The sequence below is a fragment of the Streptococcus sp. V919 genome (assembly GCF_054353475.1).
In genome coordinates this window covers 64,040-82,717 of the sequence record NZ_JBTHHY010000002.1, presented here as the reverse complement: position 1 = coordinate 82,717, position 18,678 = coordinate 64,040, and the positions used below count along the sequence as shown (strand labels likewise).

Annotated in this window: 21 protein-coding genes and 1 pseudogene; 3 read left to right on the top strand and 19 right to left on the bottom strand. The window is 42.0% G+C overall.

The annotated features are described in order from the left end of the window. Positions 1-203: 203 nt before the first annotated feature. On the bottom strand, positions 204-347 hold the full coding sequence (locus ACXYSK_RS06515) for a hypothetical protein (RefSeq protein WP_458625453.1): 144 nt from the start codon (positions 345-347) through the stop codon (positions 204-206). Between the two features lie 212 nt (positions 348-559). Next, positions 560-1,840 carry a histidine--tRNA ligase gene (hisS, locus tag ACXYSK_RS06510; RefSeq protein ID WP_458625452.1) on the bottom strand — a complete coding sequence of 427 codons (1,281 nt, stop codon included), beginning with the start codon at positions 1,838-1,840 and terminating at the stop codon, positions 560-562. Positions 1,841-2,036: 196 nt separating this feature from the next. Here hisS and ACXYSK_RS06505 point away from each other — a divergent pair. Beyond that, a pseudogene (locus ACXYSK_RS06505) lies at positions 2,037-2,471 on the top strand (MptD family putative ECF transporter S component); the annotation flags it as partial. Positions 2,472-2,535: 64 nt separating this feature from the next. Here ACXYSK_RS06505 and ACXYSK_RS06500 read toward each other — a convergent pair. The 12 genes from ACXYSK_RS06500 to ACXYSK_RS06445 all read right to left on the bottom strand — a co-directional run bounded on the left by ACXYSK_RS06500 (position 2,536) and on the right by ACXYSK_RS06445 (position 11,988). Next, positions 2,536-3,228 carry a methionine ABC transporter permease gene (locus tag ACXYSK_RS06500; protein ID WP_074324940.1) on the bottom strand — a complete coding sequence of 231 codons (693 nt, stop codon included), beginning with the start codon at positions 3,226-3,228 and terminating at the stop codon, positions 2,536-2,538. Between the two features lies 1 nt (position 3,229). Then, complete coding sequence (locus ACXYSK_RS06495) at positions 3,230-4,291, bottom strand: methionine ABC transporter ATP-binding protein (RefSeq protein WP_303943399.1); 1,062 nt, start codon at positions 4,289-4,291, stop codon at positions 3,230-3,232. After that, positions 4,284-5,657, bottom strand: coding sequence for a M20 family metallopeptidase (locus ACXYSK_RS06490; RefSeq protein ID WP_458625451.1), 1,374 nt, complete (start codon positions 5,655-5,657; stop codon positions 4,284-4,286). The genes ACXYSK_RS06495 and ACXYSK_RS06490 overlap by 8 nt, the downstream gene beginning before the upstream one ends. 119 nt (positions 5,658-5,776) lie before the next feature. Continuing rightward, complete coding sequence (locus tag ACXYSK_RS06485; protein WP_458625450.1) at positions 5,777-6,631, bottom strand: MetQ/NlpA family ABC transporter substrate-binding protein; 855 nt, start codon at positions 6,629-6,631, stop codon at positions 5,777-5,779. Positions 6,632-6,784: 153 nt separating this feature from the next. Further along, positions 6,785-7,627 (bottom strand): amino acid ABC transporter substrate-binding protein, encoded by an 843-nt coding sequence (locus ACXYSK_RS06480; RefSeq protein ID WP_084921146.1) that lies wholly within the window; start codon positions 7,625-7,627, stop codon positions 6,785-6,787. 102 nt (positions 7,628-7,729) lie between these two features. Continuing rightward, entirely contained in the window at positions 7,730-8,053 is a 324-nt protein-coding gene (locus ACXYSK_RS06475) for an AzlD domain-containing protein (RefSeq protein ID WP_045762538.1), read from the bottom strand. After that, the gene (locus tag ACXYSK_RS06470; RefSeq protein WP_441348721.1) at positions 8,043-8,738 is read right to left on the bottom strand and encodes an AzlC family ABC transporter permease; all 696 of its coding nucleotides are present in this window, start codon (positions 8,736-8,738) and stop codon (positions 8,043-8,045) included. The genes ACXYSK_RS06475 and ACXYSK_RS06470 overlap by 11 nt, the downstream gene beginning before the upstream one ends. Before the next feature lie 140 nt (positions 8,739-8,878). Further along, positions 8,879-9,487 carry a hypothetical protein gene (locus ACXYSK_RS06465; protein ID WP_441348720.1) on the bottom strand — a complete coding sequence of 203 codons (609 nt, stop codon included), beginning with the start codon at positions 9,485-9,487 and terminating at the stop codon, positions 8,879-8,881. A 66-nt stretch (positions 9,488-9,553) separates the two neighbouring features. Beyond that, a complete protein-coding gene (gene tsaD, locus ACXYSK_RS06460; RefSeq protein WP_441348719.1) occupies positions 9,554-10,564 on the bottom strand; it encodes a tRNA (adenosine(37)-N6)-threonylcarbamoyltransferase complex transferase subunit TsaD in 1,011 nt (336 codons plus the stop codon). Beyond that, complete coding sequence (gene rimI / locus ACXYSK_RS06455; RefSeq protein ID WP_303943406.1) at positions 10,554-10,991, bottom strand: ribosomal protein S18-alanine N-acetyltransferase; 438 nt, start codon at positions 10,989-10,991, stop codon at positions 10,554-10,556. The genes tsaD and rimI overlap by 11 nt, the downstream gene beginning before the upstream one ends. After that, the gene (gene tsaB, locus ACXYSK_RS06450) at positions 10,988-11,671 is read right to left on the bottom strand and encodes a tRNA (adenosine(37)-N6)-threonylcarbamoyltransferase complex dimerization subunit type 1 TsaB (protein WP_441348718.1); all 684 of its coding nucleotides are present in this window, start codon (positions 11,669-11,671) and stop codon (positions 10,988-10,990) included. Before tsaB ends, rimI begins: the two co-directional genes overlap by 4 nt. Before the next feature lie 110 nt (positions 11,672-11,781). After that, a complete protein-coding gene (locus ACXYSK_RS06445; protein WP_458625449.1) occupies positions 11,782-11,988 on the bottom strand; it encodes a hypothetical protein in 207 nt (68 codons plus the stop codon). Between the two features lie 271 nt (positions 11,989-12,259). On the opposite strand from ACXYSK_RS06445, the gene ACXYSK_RS06440 reads away from it, so the two are divergent. Beyond that, entirely contained in the window at positions 12,260-12,493 is a 234-nt protein-coding gene (locus ACXYSK_RS06440) for a DNA-dependent RNA polymerase subunit epsilon (RefSeq protein WP_006149645.1), read from the top strand. A gap of 1 nt (position 12,494) precedes the next feature. After that, positions 12,495-14,180: a ribonuclease J1 gene (gene rnjA / locus ACXYSK_RS06435; RefSeq protein WP_006149607.1), complete on the top strand. Its 1,686-nt coding sequence runs from the start codon at positions 12,495-12,497 to the stop codon at positions 14,178-14,180. 40 nt (positions 14,181-14,220) lie between these two features. Here the strand turns inward: rnjA and ACXYSK_RS06430 are convergent, their stop codons facing one another. From ACXYSK_RS06430 to ACXYSK_RS06410, 5 genes are all read right to left on the bottom strand, one after another. Continuing rightward, positions 14,221-15,258 (bottom strand): aldose epimerase family protein, encoded by a 1,038-nt coding sequence (locus ACXYSK_RS06430; RefSeq protein WP_458625448.1) that lies wholly within the window; start codon positions 15,256-15,258, stop codon positions 14,221-14,223. Between the two features lie 10 nt (positions 15,259-15,268). Continuing rightward, positions 15,269-16,435, bottom strand: coding sequence for an SIS domain-containing protein (locus ACXYSK_RS06425; RefSeq protein ID WP_458625447.1), 1,167 nt, complete (start codon positions 16,433-16,435; stop codon positions 15,269-15,271). A gap of 99 nt (positions 16,436-16,534) precedes the next feature. Then, positions 16,535-16,939 (bottom strand): PTS sugar transporter subunit IIA, encoded by a 405-nt coding sequence (locus ACXYSK_RS06420; RefSeq protein ID WP_458625446.1) that lies wholly within the window; start codon positions 16,937-16,939, stop codon positions 16,535-16,537. A gap of 3 nt (positions 16,940-16,942) precedes the next feature. Then, a complete protein-coding gene (locus ACXYSK_RS06415; protein ID WP_458625445.1) occupies positions 16,943-17,764 on the bottom strand; it encodes a PTS system mannose/fructose/sorbose family transporter subunit IID in 822 nt (273 codons plus the stop codon). Continuing rightward, positions 17,751-18,656 (bottom strand): PTS mannose/fructose/sorbose/N-acetylgalactosamine transporter subunit IIC, encoded by a 906-nt coding sequence (locus tag ACXYSK_RS06410; RefSeq protein ID WP_214262567.1) that lies wholly within the window; start codon positions 18,654-18,656, stop codon positions 17,751-17,753. Before ACXYSK_RS06410 ends, ACXYSK_RS06415 begins: the two co-directional genes overlap by 14 nt. Between the last annotated feature and the right edge of the window lie 22 nt (positions 18,657-18,678).

Genomic DNA, 18,678 nt, shown 5'->3' with positions numbered 1-18,678 from the left:
CTCTCCGCTACCTAACTGTTATATTTACGTATCAACACAACTATAGCTGATAAAATAGGGACACCTGCTATTACCAAGCCAACCCCCATTGTCCCCCTTAGTTCTAAGAAATTGTGATTAATCATCTGTCGTAGTTGTGGATGTGACTTCTTTTGATTTGGTTATTTCTTTTGTATCTTCAGGAGTTGTAATAGTTTAGCTAGTCATTGACCGTCAACAGTGATCGTTGTTTTATTTGTGTAATCTATAACATCTGCTGCAAATACCGTCGTAAGCACCGTCAAAGATAAGACAAGTATCCCCACAAATCCGAACATACGCATCGCGTTCTTTTTAAAGTTCTTCATAATTGACTCCTTTTTATTCATCAGATATATCATAGCATTTTTTGTATCCGTTTACAATATTTTTGAACAATGTCATCCCTTTTTATCCAAAATTATCAGCATTTTCCTGACTATTTTTAAAAATATCAGTTTTAATAATCGGCTTCCTTATAAAGTGATTCATGATAATTATAAAAAAAGCCGGGACCTGCTTCCCGACTTTACTTTTACTGTTAAAATCCTAGTTTTTCAAAGACTTCTTTGAAATTCTGACCGATGGTATCAAGAGAAACTTCTACTTCTTCTCGGGTTTGGTTGTTCTTGACCTTCACTTGCCCGCTTTCGACTTCGCTCTCTCCTAAGGTGATAAGGGTCTTAGCTCCAAAGACATCGGCTGACTTGAACTGGGCTTTGAGTTTACGGTTGAGATAATCTCGCTCTGCCTTAAAGCCTTGTTGGCGAATATCTTGTACCAACTCTAAAGCCTTTATATTTGCTCCTTCACCAAGAACAGCAATATAAACGTCTAGGGCGTTTTCGATAGGGAGGGCTACACCTTGCTTCTCAAGGACCAGAAGAAGACGCTCCACACCAAGTCCAAATCCAAAACCAGCAGTTTCAGGGCCACCAAAGTAAGCAACCAAACCATCATAACGACCACCTGCACAGACTGTTAATTCATTGCCTTCAATCTCTGTGATAAACTCAAAAATCGTGTGGTTGTAGTAGTCCAAGCCACGTACCATATTGGTATCGATGATGTAGTCTACTCCAAGATTTTCCAACATTTGACGAACAGCATCAAAGTGAGCTTGGCTTTCTTCGTCAAGGTAATCCAAGATAGATGGTGCATTCTCCACAGCTGCCTTGTCTTCTTTTTCCTTAGAGTCCAAGACACGGAGAGGATTTTCTTCCAAACGACGTTGACTATCCTTAGACAAGCTATCTTTCATAGGTGTCAAGTAGTCAATCAAGGCTTGGCGGTAGGCTGCACGACTTTCAGGATTTCCAAGAGTATTTAGATGCAGTTTGACACCCTGAACACCGATTGCTTTCAAGAAGTGGGCTGCCATAGCGATCGTTTCCACATCAGTAGCTGGATTGCTAGAGCCAAAACACTCCACACCAATCTGGTGGAATTGACGCAAACGACCTGCTTGTGGACGCTCATAGCGAAACATTGGACCCATGTAGTAGAACTTGCTCGGTTTTTGCACTTCTGGTGCGAAGAGTTTGTTTTCCACATAAGAACGAACGACTGGAGCTGTTCCCTCGGGACGGAGAGTGATATGGCGGTCACCCTTGTCGTAAAAATCGTACATTTCCTTGGTTACGATATCGGTTGTATCTCCGACAGAGCGACTAATGACTTCATAGTGCTCAAAAATAGGGGTACGTACTTCTGCGTAGTTATAGCGTTTGAAAATTTCACGCGCAAAACCTTCAACGTACTGCCACTTAGCAGACTCAGCAGGTAAAATATCCTGCGTTCCTTTTGGTTTTTGTAATTTCATAGGGAATCCTCTTTATAACTTAATAGTCCTATTTTACCATAAATGAAAGGATTGGGACAGTCGGAGGAGTAAAGAAATAGCTTTAGTCTGTTCCTTTTTCATCTAGTTTACGGACAAATAGCAAATGTCGGCCAGCATTTACAATCTGAGCCAAGCATGGTACAATGAAAAACATCAGATATACGAAGGAGACCTTATGAAAAAGAATATCTTGACGACCCTTGTGGCTGCCCTTGTCTACTTTCTCTGTATCGGAGTGGGGGTTCTACTAGGAAACCTTGTCGACCACACTGGAAATATGTTTTATGCCCCTGCTTTTTCTGCTCTTGTGGGAGGTAGCGTCTATATGCTACTTTTAACAAAAGTACCTCGTTTTGGGGCGATTACAACGATTGGGCTCGTTATCTCTCTCTTTTTCCTCGGGAGCAAGCATGGTGCCGAAGCCTTTCTTCCAGGAATCATCTGCGGGCTTGCAGCGGATGGCATCGCTCATCTAGGTCACTACAAAGGTAAGATCAAAAACCTTCTTTCCTTCCTAATCTTTGCATTTGGTACTACTGGCCCTATCCTACTGATGTGGCTAACTCCTCAGGCTTATATAACAACTCTTGTAGCTCGTGGGGAATATCAAGGATGAAGATATTAAAAAAATTTCAGAAAAAAAACCATCATAAAAAGAGCCGATTGGCTCTTTTTTATTTATGACTTAATTTCTTGGTCAAGAAGTCTCCCAAGAATTGGATAGAAAAGATGATCAAAATGATAATGATAGTCGCCAAGATAGTCACATCGTGATTGTAACGGTTAAATCCATAAGCGATAGCTACGTTACCGATACCGCCAGCACCTACTGCTCCCGCCATAGCTGTCTCACCGACAAGGGAAATCAAAGTTACAGTCGTCACACGGATCAAGTCTGGCAGACCTTCTGATAAGTACACTCCTACAATGTCCCAAAATGTAGCTCCACTTGCCTGAGCTGCCTCAATAACACCACCATCAAGTTCTGATAAAACCACTTGAACCTGACGAGCAAAGAAAGCAAACACCGCAAAAGATAGTGGTACAATAGCGGCATTCGGCCCAATACTTGTTCCTACGATTAGATGTGAGAAGGGCGATAAGACTGCCAAGAGAATGATAAAGGGAACCGCACGGAAGATTGAAGTAATCTTATCCAAAACCCAAAAGACAAATTTATCTTCTAAGACGCCACCAGGAGCTGTCAAGACAAGGAAAAGTCCTGCAACTAGTCCTAGGAATCCTCCAATGATAAAGGAAAAAACTGTCATATAAAGCGTCAAATAAATAGCCGTTCCCCAGCCTGCTTGACCTAACCAGCCCATCTTGTAGACGTTTGGTAAATAAGTTTGAATCAAATCTGCCATCTTACTGTCCTCCCTTCAATACTTTTAGTTGCACACCAGCCTGACGGATGGCATCTTGAGCGCTTGCCAATGCTTCTTTTTCTCCAGACAAAACAACAACAAGCTCACCCACAGGGGTACCATCCAAAATTTCAATATTTCCATAAAGAATATTGGCTGTTACTTGGTAGTGTTTGTACAACTCATTCAAAAGTGGCTCATCTGTAGAAGCTCCTGCATACTTGAGTTGTACCAAAATGCTGTTTTCAGATAAGTGCTCTACAATTTCTTGTTTCTCAATCTTGACCATAGCTTCATCAATACCTGTCGCAGTTGAGATAAAGTCCTGAGTCAATGGTTGCTTAGGATCTGAGAAGATTTCAAGAACACTGCCCTCTTCAATCAAGCGACCATCCTGCATCACAGCTACACGGTTAGCAATGTCTTTGACAATCTGCATCTCATGTGTAATCAAGACAATGGTCAAACCTAGCTTGCGATTCAAATCTTGCAAGAGAGATAAGATTTGTTTCGTTGTCTTAGGGTCGAGAGCTGAAGTCGACTCGTCTGAAATCAAGATTTTTGGATCATTTGCCAAGGCACGCGCAATAGCCACACGTTGTTTTTGACCTCCAGAAAGTTGTGAAGGATAGTTTTCGGCACGGTCAGCCAAGCCGACCAAGTCTAATAATTCAGCCACTTTAGCCTTCTTATCTTTCTCGCTAAGGCCAGAGTGTTTGAGGGCAAAGGCTACATTTTCCTCGGCCGTTTTTTGACTCATAAGGTTAAAGTGTTGGAAAATCATCCCAATATCTTGACGTTTGCGGCGCAATTGCCCAGCAGTTAAGGTAACCTTGTTATCAAAGATTACATCATCATCAATGGTAATTCTACCTGCAGATGGTTTTTGCAAGAGATTAATAACACGTACTAGGGTTGATTTCCCTGCTCCAGAATATCCTACAATTCCGTAGATATCCCCTTCTTGGATGTGAATGGTCACATCCTTGACCGCTGTGATAGTTCTTTTCTTCTGGTGGAAAGTCACATCAATCTGGTCTAATTTGATAATGTCTCTACTCATAACTTCTAATCAGCTCCTCTACTAATTCAATATGGGTGTAATAATCGGCGATTCGCACATTTTCATCTCCACCATGGTCTCGGCTATTAGCATTTCCTAGACCAAAGGCAACCATGGGTACTTCTAAGGCATCAAAGACTGTATGCATAGGACCTGTCCCAGCCGTTGTTGGCAAGACCGATACGCCCTGTGGATAAAATTTCTTGGCCAGCTCAATGACATTGAGAATGGCCGGCGCACTCATGTCACTTCGATAGCTCATCTCACCCAAAGTATAGTACAATTCTACCTTATCAAAGCCGTTTTTGTCTAGTTGTTTTCGGATTTTCTCCAAAACATCATGGGGTTCTAGCCCAGGAACTAAACGTACTTCTAGCTTGGCACTAGCCTCTGCTGGCAAAATCGTTTTAACTCCTTGACCTTGATAACCAGACTGAATTCCTTCGATATTGAGTGCTGGTTCAAAGAAGAATCGTTTGAGAAAGGCTGTACGTTCCTCTTGTAAAAGAGGCAATTCCAAGCCATAAATCTGGCTGATTTCCTCTGGATTTCGTTGTGCATAGGTTTCAATCAAGGCTAACTCACGTTCATTGGCCTCCTGCACATGATCGTACAAACCTTCTACCAAGATACGCCCATCCGTAGCTCGTAAACTGTTCAAGGCTTGAATGAGATACCATGGAGCTGACTCTACAATTCCGCCGTAGCTAGAGTGGATGTCCACATCGGCACTCTTGACCTTGGCATCAAAGGTCACAATTCCCTTGTTTCCACCTGAGATTTCTAACTGCTCTAAGGCATTCTTTGTTCCTTGTTCCCAGACTAATAAATCTGCGCCTCGGAGTTTGTCCGCATGTTTTTCTAAATATTTATCCAAGTCCATAGAGGCAGACTCTTCAGCTCCTTCCATGATGAAACTGATATTGACTGGTAGATCATCATGATGCTGCATGTATTTTCTAAGAGCACTCAAGCGGGCAGTGATATGTCCCTTGTCATCATCCACCCCGCGTCCATACATGATGCCATCACGGACAGAAAGCGTAAATGGATCCTCTGTCCAGACTTGGTCGCCATCCGCAGGTACTGTGTCATAGTGGTTGTAGAAAATGATAGTTTTGGCATCTGGACGTGAACTTTTGAAATGCGCCATGACAAAGGGTGCTGTATAGCTCTCATCAATCTCGACCTCTGCACCTACACGCTTGAAGATTTCGCCTAGATAACAAGCCACCTCTTTCAGGCCAACTTGTTGGGCAAAGACTGATTTTTTAGAAATCAAGGTCCGCAAAACTTCAAAGTAATGTTGCGCTACATGATCCTTTTCAAACTTTTCAATTTGTTCTTCTTGGCTAGGAAAAACCATTTTCTCTCTACCTTTCTACTAGGGCTTGTACCTTTGGAATCAATACAAGTGGGGGCAATTACTTTAGTCTCTATATAAAAGCAAGAGGTGGAAAAATCTCTCCCACCTCCCTGTGTTTATTACCAAACTGGTTGATCCAAGCCGTCTGAAGTTTCTTCGATGACTTTTTTCACTTCGTCAGTGTGGTAAGCTGCGATAATTTTCTTGATTGCATCAGCTTTAGGTGATGATTCCCAATCTTTTTTCGCAACGATGATGTTGTACCATTGTTTTGAGTTTTCGTCAGCTTGCTCTTTAAAGAGTGCTTTCTTGTAGTCCAATTTTGCTTCTGTAACAAAAGTGTTGTTGACAACCGCTGCATCAACTGATGTCAATGAACGAGCTGTTTGGCTAGCATCCAACTCAGTGATTTTCAAGTTCTTTGGATTTTCTTTGATGTTAGCGATTGTAGCAAGTTCAGTTCCTGAAACATCCAATTTAATCAAACCAGCTGATTGAAGAAGGTAAAGGGCACGGCTTTCGTTAGTAGCATCATTTGGAATTGCGATTTCACCCTTATCTGGGATTTCTTCCACTTTAGTGTACTTGTTTTCTTCTCCGTTTTTACCTGAGTAAAGGCGGATTGGTGAGATATAAGTATCTGCAATCGCTACAAGATCTTTTCCGTTTTCTTTGTTCCAGTTATTCAAGAAGTTGTAGTGTTGGAAAGCGTTCAAGTCTACTTCACCATCAGCAGTTGCCTTGTTTGGCTGTGAGTAATCTGTAAACTCTGTGAATTCTAATTTAATGCCGTCTTTTTCAAGCAATTCTTGGACTTTATCCCAACGTGCTTCTTCTGATCCACTACGGTTAACAGTCGCAATTTTAACTGTAGTTGCATTGTCTGCTTTCTTGTCTGAATTTCCGCAAGCTACAAGTGTAAGACCTGCTACTGTAGCGATAGCTGCTACGCCTAACCATTTTTTGATTTTCATGATTCTTTCTCCTTTAAAAATAATACCGTAATAGTATCTCATACTTTATTTGATTTCGCAAATTGTTAATAGATAGGAAGACCTATAGTTTGAAACTATATACCTACAGAATGGAAAATCATCCATCTACCAGAGAATGGATGATTTAAAAATTTATTTAATATCAGCTTCTGCTGGCAGATAAGAACCGCCAAAGAACTGTTGAGATAGCTTTTCAAGGGTTCCATCTTTATATAATTCTTGGATGCGTTTGTCCACAAATGCCTTCAACTCATCTTGACCTTTGGCAAGAAGTGGGTATACGTAAGGTTGTTGGTCGCTTGGAAGTTCGATAACTTTCAAGTTATCCAAACCTTGGTCCTTGATGACTGTCTCTACACCGATTTTATCAAAAATCTTGTAGTCAAATCGGCCATCACTCAAACGTACCATGATTTGTTGGAAGTCCCCTTTAACGTAGTTAAGGATAGTTGGGTTATCTGAGTGTTGTTTGTTGTAGTCTTCTAGCTGTTTAGCAGATGTTGTTCCTTGAACAACTTCTGTTGATTTTCCACCGATATCATCAAACGATTTGATGCTAGAGTCATCTTTTTTCACTACAAGAACGTTAGGGTTTTTAGCAGTTGGAGCTGCATAAAGGTATTTTTCAGCACGTTCTTTAGTGTAGCTGATGTTGCTAACAGCCATTTGGTAACGATCAGCATCAAGTCCTGCAAAAACACCTGACCACTCTGTCTTCTCAAACTTGACAGTATACTTGTCAGAATCTTTAAAGATAGCGCGAACCACTTCAATCTCGTAACCAGTCAATTCGCCATTTTCTTCATAGTTGAATGGTTTTGGTGTAGCATTGGTTACAACGATAATTTCTTTTTTACTAGATGTTGCTTCACCAGATGCAGCATCTTTCTTTTCACCGCCTGAGCAAGCTGCCAATACACCTGCGGCTACAAGCCCTAGGGCAGCAAGTGATGAATATTTAACGATTTTTTTCATGATATTTCCTCCAAAATAGAATACAATCTTATCTTAACAGAAAAAAAGGAATTACGCTATTATATGATTTCTATATTTGTGATAGGTTTTCTTTATGGCTGATTAAAAGACCAAACGTAGGACTGCTATCAAGACTACTCCAAAGAGAACAGTCCCAACCAGATTGCGGTAACGAAAGGCTACAAAAGCCGTTGGAAAGACTGCTAAAAAGTCTAACCACTTTATCTGCGGAAGGCTTCCAACTTTTCCTGTCACCACACTTGAAAGAATCAAGGCAAAGATAATAGAAACTGGTAGAAATTTCAAAAAGCGCTCTACGATAGGCGGCAAACCCTTGTACTTGGCTAGAATAAAAGGAATCATTCTTGGAATCCAAGTCACCAAGCCAGAAAAGACAATTGCTAATAAAATATACTTACTGACCATCCAAGACCACCCCCATGGTACAACCTAGCAAGGTCGCAAACAGAACAGCTAGCGACTGAGACACTACTGTCAAGATTACAAAAAAGGAAACAGCAACAACTCCCAGAATGATGAAGAGATTGCGCAAAGGAATCCGTTTTTGCATAATCTGAAACTGGGAAGTAAAAATTCCAATAAACATCCCCACTAGGGCAAAATCTAAGCCAAAAATTTCTGGATTTGGTAGAAGTCCACCTAGAGCAGTTCCGACAACAGTTCCGACAAACCAAGCTACATAGCTGTTAAGGTTGTTCCCGTGCATCCACATAGGATTGACCTTATCCGTATGAACTAGCTCTCCCATCAAGACCCCGTAAGTCTCATCGGTCAAGAGGCTGGACATTCCGATATTATGCCATAAGCTAGTATGACGGAAATAGGTCGACGCATGCAAACTCAGCAAGAAGAGACGCAGATTAATCAAAAAGACCGTCATAGCAATGGCTGCCACAGGGGCTTGAACTGCTATCAAGGCTATCATGGCAAACTGAGCACTCCCAGCATAGACAAAGAGGCTCATCAAGCCCATCTCTACAGGGGTTACATAAGGGGAACCGATAATGCCACAAGCAAGACCAATGCTAACATAGCCCAGAGCCGTTGGCACCGCAGCCTGCACACCATCCCAAAATCCTTTTTCTTTCATAAACCTCCTCACTATTCATTCCTTCATCAACTGCTTTCCAGACAGTCACAGCAAAAATTATTATAACACATTCAAAGAGGAGAAAACAGTCTGGAATTTGAAACTAATAGCAAGTATCAGACCCTGAACAGTATGGTTCATTATGGATACATGAGAAATTGATCAATTCGAATTCTATACTTATAACCTTCATTTTTTTCAGTATATTCATCTTCTATCGGGTAGACATCAACCCAGAGCTCTCTCCTTTCTCCTTTCAATTTGACTTTATAGCGATAACCGTCGTCGTATAGTCCTACTGTCTCGGTAGTTACAGATTGGAAAGTCGGAAGAGCTTCAATTTCTTTTTTTATAGTCTGGGATAAATTGTAGAGTGCTACTTGTTGCTCCATTTTTGAAGCTACAGGAATATGAACTGTCACTTCTTCCAAGCGATGTGATTTTGAAAATGTGAAATCCGCTCGACCTGTATAACCATTCAATGCAATATTTTCGTAATGATAGAAAAGCCGGCCTGTTTTATAGAAATAAGGATCCCTTGCATGCCAAGTGTCCCGAAAGGCGGTTCCCGTTTCTTCTATCACTTCATCAGCTTCTCCAAACACTTTTTCAAGAGATTTGAGGGGCATATTGAATGACAGTGACTCAAATAGAATCAATTGTATCTTTGGAATATGCTGGCAAGCTGACATACAGAGCAATAAAGCTCCAAGAGCAAGCACAACACTCATTGTTTTTTTAAATCTCATATTTCTACTATACTAAAAAACTCGGGCATTTGTCCAAGATAAAAGAGCTAACCCTAGGCTAACTCTTTATTCCATGGTATCAAAAGCCAGGCTAGGTTTGGCATTTAGCTCCAAGCCTGCAAAATTTTCTTTGTTCCACTCGCTAACGCTAGCATAAGCAATCATTCCCGCATTATCTCCGCAAAGTCGCAGAGGTGGAATGATAACCTTGACGTCGGTGATTTCGGCTGCTAGGCGTTCTCTCAGGCCTTTGTTGGCAGCTACACCACCAGCCACGACTAGGGTTTTAACAGGGTATTTCTCTAAAGCTTTCTTGGTTTTTGCCATGAGAATATCCATGACTGCTGCTTGGAAGGAAGCAGATAGGTCTTCCTTGGATAAGCTTTCTCCCTTTTGCTCGGCATTGTGGTGCAGATTGATAAAAGCAGACTTCAAACCTGAGAATGAAAACTCCAGATTATCCTCCTTAATCATGGCACGAGGGAAGTTATAAATATCCTGACCTTGGTGGGCTAACTCGTCAATCTCCCGACCTGCTGGATAGGTCAAGCCCATGACACGACCGACCTTGTCATAGGCCTCGCCAACCGCATCATCACGCGTTTCTCCAACAATCTTATAATCACCAGCTTCAGAAACATAGACCAACTCTGTGTGTCCACCGCTGACTAGAAGGGCTAGCAAAGGAAACTCCAAGGGTTCCACACTTTGAGCCGCCATGAGGTGACCAGCCATGTGGTTCACAGGAATCAAAGGAAGTCCATGTGCCCAAGCAAAGGCCTTAGCAGCTGACAAGCCAACTAGCAAGGCTCCGACCAAGCCTGGTCCATAGGTAACGGCAACAGCTGTCACGTCCTCTTCGGCAATCCCTGCTTCTGCTAGAGTTTCCTCGATACAAGCTGTGATAACTTCGACATGGTGACGACTGGCGACTTCTGGCACTACACCACCAAAGCGCTTGTGACTTTCAATTTGACTAGCAATGACGTTGGACAAGAGCTCATCGTCGTTTTTTAAGACGGCGACACTGGTCTCATCACAGGATGTCTCAAATGCTAAAATATATCTATCCTTCATCTATTTCTCTCTTCATGATAATGGCGTCCTCAACTGGATCATGGTAGTAGGCCTTTCTCTCAGCGATGACCGCCATTTTTTCTTTCTTGTAAAATGCTTGTGCTCGTTGATTTGACTTTCTGACTTCGAGGAAAATCTCCTTGTCCGTCGGTAAAGTTGCAAACAAGTCTGATGCTATCCCCTGTCCTTGATAGGCTTTTTTGACAGCGATTTGCAGGACTTCTGCTTCAAAAAAATTCTCCTGAACTGCTAGAAAACCAATCACTTCTACCCCATCAAAAGCAAGAGCATACCAGGTCTGATCTTGAGATAGGTCTGCTTGGATTTGTTCCAAGTTCCAAGGGCTAACTGTGTAAACATCCGTCATGACAGCGTAAATTGCCTGTACCAAGTCAGGTTGCTGTTGGATTCGTTTGATTTCAATCATAGGCGTTTGATGTAAGATTCGCCAGACTCAGTGTGATTTTTGAGCCAATTTTCCTCAGCTTCGACACGTTTGAGATAGTTTGGTACAAAATCGTGCAAAGAGTCGACTTCCTTGTCCCAAGCCCAGAGAGCTAGATTCGCTGCATTTGGTAAGGTTTCCTGATAGTTAGCCTGTGGTAAACGCTCTTGGATTTGCTCAGCAAAGGCTCCCACTTCTCCGACAAAAGTGACTTGTTCAGCATCCTTGACTTGCTCTAAAACTTCCGCAAAAGACAAGTGGGCTTCGGGAAGGACATGTTGGGCATTTTCATAAAAACCTGCATAAACATTGTTACGACGTGCATCCATCAGAGGGACCACCAGACCTTCCTGCTGGCTTGGTACTAGAGCTAAAAGACTAGACATCCCCACCAACTCAATGTTCAGGGTATGTGCCAAGGTCTTGGCAGTTGCTACTGCGATTCGCAAGCCAGTATAACTACCAGGCCCCTCTGCCACAACGATTCTATCCAAGTCCTTTGGTGTCAAATCTAGACAGGTCATCAAAAAATCGATGGCTGGCATAAGGGTAATACTGTGATTTTTCTTGATATTAATTGTGGTCTCGGCAAGAAGCTGCTTGTCCTCTAAAATGGCTAGAGACAGAGCCTTGCTAGACGTATCAAATGCTAATACTTTCATAACACATTCCTATCTTTTTGTCTGTTTACTATTATACTACAAAAGCCCCCGCATGGGAATTTTCTTTGCCCCGAAACAAAATTGTCCTGCCAAACAGACAGGACAAGCACTCAAGAATTCAAACCAAAGTAAAATACGAACCAGACCACATAGGTCACCAAAAGAAGGAAAAACGAATACAGAGTCACGAAGCCAATCTTCCATATGAGTTTGGCTTTCCGATACTCTAGCCGAGTATACAAAACATTTCCTCCGTAAACACAGGCAACAAATCCCGCAAAGGCCAGAAGACGAATGACAATAGCTAGTTGAAACATATCCTGCCCTCCTTCATAAGGAAAACCTCTTTTCTAACTTTATTATAGCACTTGATTCCAAAGTCTTCAAATACTTAGACAAGGTAAAATGAAACGCATTTCAAGCTCCTTACTTTCATGTTTCCTGCTTTTACTAATTCCCCTTTTTATGTTATAATTGAGATAATTGTAACGAATCAAGGTCAATCCAGACAGAAAATGAAATGGAAACAAACAGCTTCAAGCTGGTAATTTTTTGAATACCGCTGACCTGAAAACAGAAAGGAAACACATGATTTACAAAGTTTTTTATCAAGAAACAAAAGACCGTAGCCCACGTCGTGAAACAACACGCTCACTTTACTTAGACATCGATGCTAGTTCAGAACTTGAAGGACGCATTATTGCCCGTGAACTTGTTGAAAAAAACCGCCCAGAATATAACGTAGAATATATCGAGCTCTTGTCAGACAAATTGCTAGACTACGAAAAAGAAACTGGCGCTTTCGAAATTACGGAGTTCTAATATGGCCTATACTCTTAAACCAGAAGAAGTGGGCGTTTTTGCCATTGGTGGTCTAGGAGAAATCGGTAAAAACACATACGGAATCGAATACCAAGACGAAATCATCATCGTTGATGCAGGGATTAAATTCCCTGAGGATGACCTTCTTGGTATCGACTACGTTATCCCTGATTACTCTTACATTGTCGAAAATATCGACCGCGTCAAGGCTCTCTTGATTACCCACGGACACGAGGACCATATCGGAGGGATTCCGTTCTTGCTCAAGCAAGCAAATATCCCTATCTATGCAGGACCTCTAGCTCTTGCCTTGATCCGTGGCAAACTCGAAGAGCACGGACTTTTGCGCAACGCTACACTTCACGAAATCAACCACAACACTGAGTTGACCTTTAAAAATCTTAAGGCAACCTTCTTTAGAACAACCCACTCGATTCCAGAGCCTTTGGGTATCGTTATTCACACACCTCAAGGGAAAATCGTTTGTACGGGTGACTTCAAGTTTGACTTTACACCAGTTGGTGAACCTGCAGACTTGCACCGTATGGCAGCTTTAGGCGAGGACGGAGTACTTTGTCTTCTCTCTGACTCGACAAATGCTGAAGTGCCAACCTTTACAAACTCTGAAAAGGTCGTTGGCCAGTCTATCATGAAGATTATCCAAGGTATCGAAGGACGGATCATCTTTGCATCCTTTGCCTCAAATATCTTCCGTCTCCAACAAGCAACAGAAGCTGCTGTTAAGACTGGTCGTAAAATCGCTGTCTTTGGGCGTTCTATGGAGAAAGCCATTGTCAATGGGATTGAACTTGGCTACATCAAGGCTCCTAAGGGGACCTTCATCGAGCCAAATGAAATTAAAGACTACCCTGCGAGTGAGATTCTTATCCTCTGTACAGGTAGCCAGGGTGAACCTATGGCGGCTCTCTCTCGTATCGCTAACGGAACTCACCGTCAGGTGCAACTCCAACCTGGTGATACCGTTATCTTCTCATCTAGCCCAATTCCAGGAAATACCACTAGCGTTAACAAATTGATTAACATCATTTCTGAAGCTGGTGTTGAAGTAATCCATGGTAAGGTTAATAACATCCATACCTCTGGACACGGTGGTCAGCAAGAACAAAAACTCATGCTCCGCCTCATTAAACCAAAATACTTCATGCCTGTTCACGGTGAATATCGTATGCAGAAAGTTCACGCTGGACTAGCTGTAGATACTGGAGTAGAGAAGGACAATATCTTTATCATGAGCAATGGTGATGTGCTTGCCCTCACCGCAAACTCTGCTCGTATCGCAGGTCATTTCAATGCTCAGGATATCTACGTCGATGGTAATCGTATCGGTGAAATCGGTGCAGCAGTCCTAAAAGATCGTCGCGATCTATCCGAAGATGGTGTCGTCCTTGCTGTCGCAACCGTTGACTTCAAGTCTCAAATGATTATTTCAGGTCCAGATATCCTCAGCCGTGGATTTGTCTACATGCGCGAGTCTGGTGACTTGATTCGTCAAAGTCAACGTATCCTTTTCAACGCTATTCGTATCGCATTGAAAAACAAAGATGCCAGCATTCAGTCTGTCAATGGTGCCATTGTCAACGCTATTCGACCATTCCTATACGAAAACACTGAACGTGAACCAATCATCATCCCGATGATTCTCACACCAGATGAAGATGAAGAATAATAAAAAATTCTCTGAAATCTTATGATTCCAGAGAATTTTTTTATTTAACGACAATTTCGTAACGTGTTTTGCTTGTGAAAGTTTCACCTGCTTTGAGGATGACTTGATCTTTCAGATCACTATGAATAGCATCTGGTAAAGCTTGCGCCTCAAGAGCAATCCCATTATGTTGAATCATTGGTTGACTAGCGATAATGACACTATCATCGACAAAGTTTGCTGTGTAGACTACAAAGCAAGGAGCTTCTGTTTTAAAGAGTAAGAAGCGACCTGAACCTTGATCATAGAGGAAACCAGCATTATCATGTCCTACAGGAAGAGCAAATGGATGATCCAAACCAGATACAAGTTGAATTTGCTCATCTTCTTCTGCAAAGATATCTTTCAACAAGGCACCATTGTAGATATGTTTGACCACATCACGATTAGCATCTGGAGTTTTAGCGGGCACGCCGTCAGGAGCAATTGGATAAATCCCCTCTGTATTCAGTTGGAAAACATGGCGGTCAACCGTTTGAGTGAAATCACCAGACAGGTTAAAGTAGCTATGGTTGGTCGGATTAACCAAGGTATCTTGGTCCGTCGTCACCTTGTAACTAACTTCGTAAGCACCATTTTCTTCCAAGTGGTAGCTAATCCAGATTTTAAGATTTCCAGGAAAACCTCCTGTACCGTCTGCTCTTTCCGTGTAAAGAGTCAAGCCATGGTCACTCACCTCAACTAGCTCAAACAAACTAGAATCCCAACCTGTTGAACCGCTATGGTTACAGTTGCTAGCGTTGTTGACTTCGAGGTCATAGGTTTTCCCATTCAATTCGAATGTCGCACCTGCGATACGACCTGCAACTGGACCTACACTCGCTCCATGTTTAGGACTGTTACCTACATAGCTGTCAAAATCATCAAAGTCTAGGATAACATTGGCAAAATTACCAGCCTTATCAGGAGTTACATAGCGTAGAATCGTTGCACCATAGGTCATGATTTCTAGTTGATAGCCTGCTTCTGTTTCAAAGCGATAAGCGACAACATCCTTACCATCAACTTTCCCAAATACACGTTCTGTGTATGCTTTCATCCTTCTCTCCTTATTGTTTAAATTCGTGAATAATAACACCTTGAACGACGCGGTTTACTGTACCTGTAGGTGATGGTGTATCAGGTCTGTTGCCAACTTTAAGTGAAGTCAAAAGAGCAAACAACTGTCCGTAAACAATATAAGGGAATACACGGTAAACGTCATTCAAAACTCCACCACAGCCAAGTGCTACTTCCTTAACGTTTTCAAGACCAAAGGCTTGATCACTCAAGAGAACAACGCGACGAGCGATTTGGTCCCCTGCAACTTCACGAACCAAGTCTAAGTCATACTTACGAGTATAGTCTGTTGTAGTACCAAAAACTAAAACTACAGTATCTTCATTGATAAGAGATTTTGGACCATGACGGAAGCCAACTGGGCTTTCATACATTGTCGCAACCTGACCAGCAGTCAATTCCAAAATTTTCAGTTGTGCCTCATGAGCAAGTCCGAAGAATGGACCTGCACCTAAGTAAATCACTCGGTTAAAGTCTAGGTCAACCAATTCTTTGACATCCGCTACATTATCAAGAACCTTACGAGCAAGACTAGAAAGCACTTCAAAACGTTCAGCTTTAACAGCAAATTCTGTTGGATCAAAGACTAAGAGAGCTGTTAGCATCATTGAAGTAAAGCTCGATGTCATAGCAAATCCAGCATCGTTAGAAGCCGCTGGTTGCAAGAGCAATAGATTGCGGTCATCACCATGAGCTTGAAGAGCTAATTTCCCTTCAGCAGCACAAGTGATTGTTACTTGATAAAGCTCATCAACCAAGGCCTTAGCCAAGTCAACCGTTGCTACACTCTCAGGGGAATTTCCGCTACGTGCGAATGATACCAAAACAGTTGCCACGTCTTTTTTCAAATAAGTTTGTGGGTTTGCAACGATATCAGTTGTCGCAATAGCATTGAAATTCCATTTACGTTCATCATAGACTTCCTTGAAGTATGGAACCAAGGTGTCACCTACATAAGCTGAAGTTCCAGCACCAGTCAGGATAACCTTGATGTAGTCATGTTTATCTGCAATCCCTTGCAAAAAGGCTGCAATTTCATCCCGGCGGGCTTGATAGGATTCAAAAGCTTCCTTCCAAACATCTGGTTGTTGGTAAATTTCGCGTGTGGTGATCTCTGCTCCCAACTCAAGCAAATCTTCTTTTGTATAATCTAGCATTGAAAACCTCTAATCTAATATTGTTTCATGATTGAAAACATGGGAATGGGAGTCGCTCCCATTCCCATGTATATTTTTTATAAGATGGTTTGTGACATCTTATTCATCTTCATCGTCATCGAAGCTAGCTAATAAATCATTAACTTTCACAATGCTTTCTGACGCACGACTCTTATAGTCTGCATCGATACCTGTTAGGCTTGCATTGATAAACTCAATGACCATTGGAAGGTTCATCCCTGCATAAAGTTCAATGTCGCGACCTTCCATAATTAGACGGCTCACCACGTTACATGGTGTTCCACCAAGAAGATCTGCAAAGACTAGGAAATCACCCAAACCTTCAACAGCAGCTTCAAATTTCGCAGCAAATTCTTCTGGTCCATCTTCTGGAAGAAGAGCTACCGTATGAATGTTTTCTTGTGGTCCCATAATCATTTCTGTGCTACCTTTAAGTTCTTCACAGAAACGACCGTGACTCACTAAAATCAATGATTTAGTCATAAATTATGCGCCCATTCCAAGTGCAAATTTACCAAAGGCAGAAAGAGCCAAGGCAAGCACGATAATGATACCGATAGCTTTTGTAGAGTTCATACCTTTCTTACCAAGCAACCAGAAGATGAATGCAGTGAAGATTGCTGGAAGCAAACGTGGGAAGATTGAGTTCAAGATGTCTTGGAAATCAATCATTTTTTCACCGATTGGCAATTTGTAAGAAATATCAAAGTTGATCATTGTTGCTACAAGAGCACCCATCATGAATACACCAAGTACAGATGCAGCTTCAATCAAAGCTGTCAAAGTACTTTGCATGTTGTTGATAAGGTTAACCCCTTCTTTGTAGGCAAATTCCAACTGTTTCCAACGGAAGATGTCATAAGCTACTGCAACTGCAATCCAAAGGAAGATACCCCAAGGTTGACCAGCGATAGCCATTGTTGCAGCGATAGATCCCATGATAGCAGGTACAAGTGAACCAAAGATAGTATCTCCAAGAGGAGCGAATGGTCCCATCAAACCTGTCTTGATACCGTTAACCGCGTCTTTTGAGACTACACCATCTTTTTCTTCCATGGCAAGGTCAAAACCAGCGATGATTGTGTGGAAGAATGGTGAAGTGTTGAAGAATTGAGTATGAACTTTCATCATTTCTTTCAACTCAGGAGTTCCATCTCCATACATTTTACGCAATTGTGGCAAGATCATGTAAAGGTAACCTGATGCTTGCATACGTTCGTAGTTCCATCCCAATTGGAAAGTGAACAAGCTACGTTTGTTAATTTGATTAAAATCTTCTTTTGTTAATTTGTAATTAGAATTCGTCATCTTCAATTTCCCCACTTTCTGATGGTGTAGAAGGTGCTGCTACAGCTACTTTTTGGCTATTTTTGAAGTGAAGCACTGCAAGGAAAATACCTACGATAGAGATACCGATCATAGACAATCCTTTGAAGTTGTTAGCAAAGCCAATTTTTTCAGCAACTTCAGCTGGAAGCATGCCAACGATACCAGCAACTGCTCCACCAAGACTTGTTACATATGAGTAAAGTACAGTCAACATAGCTGTCAAACCAAATCCCATAGCAAGATAGTGAAGGTTACGTTTAACTGGAAGGTAACGAAGCAAGATAGCGAATCCAAGACCTGGAAGCATACGACCTGCAAGAGTCAAACCGTCTGCAACCCATTGGTATTCTTTAACAAGGTTTACAACACCTGTAACGAATTCTCCACCGAAAGCAAGGGCGAAGAATACTGGAAGGGCACGAGATAGAGCCCAAGGAAGCGCACCAAGAAGGTAGTTGCGTTCGATTCCTTTGTAGTCAAAGCGTTCGATCGCAGCATCAATACGGTGAGCGAAGAATGTTGTAGTCATACGACCAAGTACGTCGAAGTAAGTCAAGAGTGCCGCTACTGGTACAGCGATTGTAGTAATCGCAAGGTCTGTTTCGATACCTTGTGCAACTGAGAAAGCTGTCGCAAGTACCGCACCAGAAGTTGCGTCAATACGAGAAGCACCACCGAAGGTACCTACCCCAAGTACGAACAACTGCAAGCTACCACCGATAAACAAACCAGTTGTCAAATCTCCCATGACTAAACCAGTAATGAAACCAGCGAATACAGGCGAACCTGCAGAAGAAACGATCGTCAACTCATCACAGATTTGATAAGCTGAGTACAAAGTGAGAAGTAAAATTTGCCACCATTGTATCATAACAATGACCTCCTAAAAATTT

Excerpts from the sequence above, each read along its gene's own strand:
- ACXYSK_RS06515 (WP_458625453.1), bottom strand. The coding sequence starts at position 347 with ATGAAGAACTTTAAAAAGAACGCGATGCGTATGTTCGGATTTGTGGGG.
- hisS (WP_458625452.1), bottom strand. The coding sequence starts at position 1,840 with ATGAAATTACAAAAACCAAAAGGAACGCAGGATATTTTACCTGCTGAG.
- ACXYSK_RS06500 (WP_074324940.1), bottom strand. The coding sequence starts at position 3,228 with ATGGCAGATTTGATTCAAACTTATTTACCAAACGTCTACAAGATGGGC.
- ACXYSK_RS06495 (WP_303943399.1), bottom strand. The coding sequence starts at position 4,291 with ATGAGTAGAGACATTATCAAATTAGACCAGATTGATGTGACTTTCCAC.
- ACXYSK_RS06490 (WP_458625451.1), bottom strand. The coding sequence starts at position 5,657 with ATGGTTTTTCCTAGCCAAGAAGAACAAATTGAAAAGTTTGAAAAGGAT.
- ACXYSK_RS06485 (WP_458625450.1), bottom strand. The coding sequence starts at position 6,631 with ATGAAAATCAAAAAATGGTTAGGCGTAGCAGCTATCGCTACAGTAGCA.
- ACXYSK_RS06480 (WP_084921146.1), bottom strand. The coding sequence starts at position 7,627 with ATGAAAAAAATCGTTAAATATTCATCACTTGCTGCCCTAGGGCTTGTA.
- ACXYSK_RS06475 (WP_045762538.1), bottom strand. The coding sequence starts at position 8,053 with ATGGTCAGTAAGTATATTTTATTAGCAATTGTCTTTTCTGGCTTGGTG.
- ACXYSK_RS06470 (WP_441348721.1), bottom strand. The coding sequence starts at position 8,738 with ATGAAAGAAAAAGGATTTTGGGATGGTGTGCAGGCTGCGGTGCCAACG.
- ACXYSK_RS06465 (WP_441348720.1), bottom strand. The coding sequence starts at position 9,487 with ATGAGATTTAAAAAAACAATGAGTGTTGTGCTTGCTCTTGGAGCTTTA.
- tsaD (WP_441348719.1), bottom strand. The coding sequence starts at position 10,564 with ATGAAGGATAGATATATTTTAGCATTTGAGACATCCTGTGATGAGACC.
- rimI (WP_303943406.1), bottom strand. The coding sequence starts at position 10,991 with ATGATTGAAATCAAACGAATCCAACAGCAACCTGACTTGGTACAGGCA.
- tsaB (WP_441348718.1), bottom strand. The coding sequence starts at position 11,671 with ATGAAAGTATTAGCATTTGATACGTCTAGCAAGGCTCTGTCTCTAGCC.
- ACXYSK_RS06445 (WP_458625449.1), bottom strand. The coding sequence starts at position 11,988 with ATGTTTCAACTAGCTATTGTCATTCGTCTTCTGGCCTTTGCGGGATTT.
- ACXYSK_RS06440 (WP_006149645.1), top strand. The coding sequence starts at position 12,260 with ATGATTTACAAAGTTTTTTATCAAGAAACAAAAGACCGTAGCCCACGT.
- rnjA (WP_006149607.1), top strand. The coding sequence starts at position 12,495 with ATGGCCTATACTCTTAAACCAGAAGAAGTGGGCGTTTTTGCCATTGGT.
- ACXYSK_RS06430 (WP_458625448.1), bottom strand. The coding sequence starts at position 15,258 with ATGAAAGCATACACAGAACGTGTATTTGGGAAAGTTGATGGTAAGGAT.
- ACXYSK_RS06425 (WP_458625447.1), bottom strand. The coding sequence starts at position 16,435 with ATGCTAGATTATACAAAAGAAGATTTGCTTGAGTTGGGAGCAGAGATC.
- ACXYSK_RS06420 (WP_458625446.1), bottom strand. The coding sequence starts at position 16,939 with ATGACTAAATCATTGATTTTAGTGAGTCACGGTCGTTTCTGTGAAGAA.
- ACXYSK_RS06415 (WP_458625445.1), bottom strand. The coding sequence starts at position 17,764 with ATGACGAATTCTAATTACAAATTAACAAAAGAAGATTTTAATCAAATT.
- ACXYSK_RS06410 (WP_214262567.1), bottom strand. The coding sequence starts at position 18,656 with ATGATACAATGGTGGCAAATTTTACTTCTCACTTTGTACTCAGCTTAT.